Origin of the sequence: Streptomyces sp. NPDC012935 (assembly GCF_042900345.1) — a bacterium.
GTDB lineage: Bacteria > Actinomycetota > Actinomycetes > Streptomycetales > Streptomycetaceae > Streptomyces.
The window spans coordinates 1-2,566 of record NZ_JBIBBC010000045.1 but is presented as its reverse complement, the minus strand read 5'-3'; the positions used below and the strand labels follow the sequence as shown (position 1 = coordinate 2,566).

The window sequence follows — 2,566 nt, the reverse complement described above, 5'->3', positions numbered from 1 at the left end:
ACCACGCCGAGGTCCGGTCCGGCCAGGGCGGCGGTCGCGCGCAGCTCGCTCAGGCGGCCCTCGTCCGCGTCGGGCAATGCGGTCACGAGGGCGTCGAGCTCGGTGAAGTCGGGCTCGCCCGCCTTGCCGACGACGGCGAGCGCGCGTACCGCCCGCGGGTCGTCCAGTGCGGACAACGCCTCGGCGAGTGCGGGCCGTTCGGCCTCAACCTGCTTCAGCGCGGAGTCGAGCGTCTTCTCGATGCCCTGGAGCCGCTCGTCCGCGTCGGTCAGTTCGCGAAGTCCGAGGATGGCGGCGACCGAGTCGTACTGTTCGCTGGGCCTGCCGTTGAGGACCTTGTCGAGATCCGCGTACGACAGAAAGGGGCTGTAGTCCTTCAGGGCCCGCTCCCATCCGACGCCGACGGAGGGGCGACGGCCGTGGCCCGGCCGTCTGAACTCGACCTCGGGGGCGGTGACGTCGTCGCCGGGCCAGGTGCACGTCAGAGTGGACAGCCGGGGGTCGCCCGCGATGGCGAGGCGGACCTCGACCTTCGGGTCGGCACCGTCGTGCAGGTTGCGCCAGTGCCGGCGCCACACCTCGCCCCGCTGCTTGTCCAGGCGGGCGGTCCGGCCCGTGAGCGCCGTCTCGGCGCCCTCGGCGAAGCTGGACTTCCCCGAGCCGTTACGTCCCACGACGAGGGTGACGCCGGGCTTCGCGGTCAGCGGCAGACGCGCCTTGCGGCCGATGCCGCGAAAGCCGTTGACGCTGATGGAGTCGAGGAACACCCGCTGGTCCGGGTGCGGAGCGGCGGGGGTGCCGGAGGACTCCGTCGCGGTGGCGCTCAGTGCCTCTCGCAGGAGTTCCCGGGCTGCCTCGGCGAGCGCCGAGCTTTCGAGGCGGGCGGTCAGGCGGGAGAGCGTCGAGGAGGCGTCTCGGCGGTGATCGACCTGATGATCGGATGCGTTCGGCTCGTTCTGTGCGGGGTGTTCCGTCATGGTGCTCTCCGCCCTCCGTGGTCGGTTCCTGGGCCGGCCTCATGCGGTGGGCGAGAGGGCTGAGTCTCTCGCTTTGCGCGAGCCCGGTGTGACAGAACCGACGGTAGAGGCGGAGAAGTTATTGAATCCAAGTTTTCAGTGATAACCCTGGTTATCGAGAATCGCGGTCTAAAGTGAATTGAACGCTGCCGGGACTGCCAGGCCAAAGACCGACTCCCTGTGGCTGGCTGAGCCGATGACTGGGTGTGCGGTCCACCTGCAGGTGGGAGGCTTGATGTGGCACGATGCGAAATCCGGCGCCAAGAGGAGGTGGGACATGGGCGACAGGTTCAACGACGGGTTGCTGACGCCCGCAGAGACCGCCTCCTACCTTGAGATTCCGCAGTCGACCCTGACCTCGTGGCTGAAGGGCAAGGCCGCCGGAGCGCCACTGGTCCACCAGGTCGAGCCGGTACGGAGGGGACAGCCTTCGGTGCCGTTCATCGCGGTGGCCGAGGCACACGTTCTTCGTTCTCTGCGTTCTCTGGGCCTCCGCATGAGTGAGATCAGGGAGGCCGCCGCCGCCGTACGGGACGCCTTCGACACCCCGTATGGCCTCGTGTCGAAGCGGATCGCCACAGACGGCGTGGACATCTTCATCGAGCACGGTTGGGGAGATCTCCGCAGAGCCCGCGACGGCCAGGTCCCCATCCACGAAGTGGTCTCCGACTATCTCCGATACCTCACCTGGGAGCCGGGCGACGACTTCCCCTCCAGCCTGCGGCTGAGGCAGTACCCGGACTCCGTCCCCGTCGTGATCGATCCGAGGTTCGGCCATGGTCTCCCCGTGGTGGCCGCCAACCGCGTCACGGTCCAGGCCATCACCGACCTGTGGGAGGCCGGGGAGACCGTCGAGGACATCGCGTACGACTACGACATGACGCCTGCACAGGTGGACGCGCTCTGCCGGGCCGTGGTGCACCTTGCCGCCTGAGTTCTTCCTCGACCGGAACCTCGGTCGCCGTGTCGCGGAAGGACTGAGAGCCTGCGGGTGGACGGTTCACCGCATCGGGGACGTCTTTCCTGACGACGGGCAGGACGTTCCGGACGAGGAGTGGATCACTTACGGTCTCGACCGGTCCTGGGTCCCGCTGTCGAAGGACGGGCGGATCAAGACCCGGGATCTTGAGATCCAGCCCGTCCTGGAGCGCGAGGCGGTGCTGTTCTACCTGGACAACCAGCAGCTTCGAAGCGCTGAGATGGTCGAGCGTCTCGTCGCACGTCGTGACGCCATCCACCGGGCCGTCGAGAAGGGCGGCCCGGCGGCCTACGCCGTGCGGCACGACCGGGTTGAGCGCACGTGGCCGTGACGGGCAGGCGCCCCTGGTGGCGCCCTCCCGCATGCGTTGCTACTTCGCAGCGGGCGCCCACAGGGCGGCCACGATCTCCATCTGCTTGAGGACCAGGTCGATCGCCTCGCGCTCCTCTTCCGGCGGATAGTCGAACATCGCCAGCACGCGGCGGATGCGGGTACGGAGCTTCGCACGGACGGGCTCACGGGAGAGCCAGTCGACGGAGAGGTTCTTCTGGATGTCCTTGACTAGGGCACG

Annotated in this window: 4 protein-coding genes; 2 read left to right on the top strand and 2 right to left on the bottom strand. The window is 68.3% G+C overall.

Translation table 11 applies throughout. The features are described from left to right. Positions 1 to 977, bottom strand: a 977-nt coding sequence (locus ACFY5C_RS41215) for an AAA family ATPase (protein WP_389455202.1), incomplete at its 3' end; no start/stop codon positions are given. Between the two features lie 316 nt (positions 978 to 1,293). Here ACFY5C_RS41215 and ACFY5C_RS41210 point away from each other — a divergent pair. Both ACFY5C_RS41210 and ACFY5C_RS41205 read left to right on the top strand, forming a co-directional pair. Further along, positions 1,294 to 1,950: a DUF433 domain-containing protein gene (locus ACFY5C_RS41210; protein ID WP_389455200.1), complete on the top strand. Its 657-nt coding sequence runs from the start codon at positions 1,294 to 1,296 to the stop codon at positions 1,948 to 1,950. Further along, entirely contained in the window at positions 1,940 to 2,326 is a 387-nt protein-coding gene (locus ACFY5C_RS41205) for a hypothetical protein (protein WP_030189502.1), read from the top strand. Before ACFY5C_RS41210 ends, ACFY5C_RS41205 begins: the two co-directional genes overlap by 11 nt. 39 nt (positions 2,327 to 2,365) lie before the next feature. On the opposite strand, the gene ACFY5C_RS41200 is transcribed toward ACFY5C_RS41205, so the two are convergent. Then, positions 2,366 to 2,566, bottom strand: a 201-nt coding sequence (locus tag ACFY5C_RS41200) for a type I restriction enzyme endonuclease domain-containing protein (RefSeq protein ID WP_389455198.1), incomplete at its 5' end; no start/stop codon positions are given.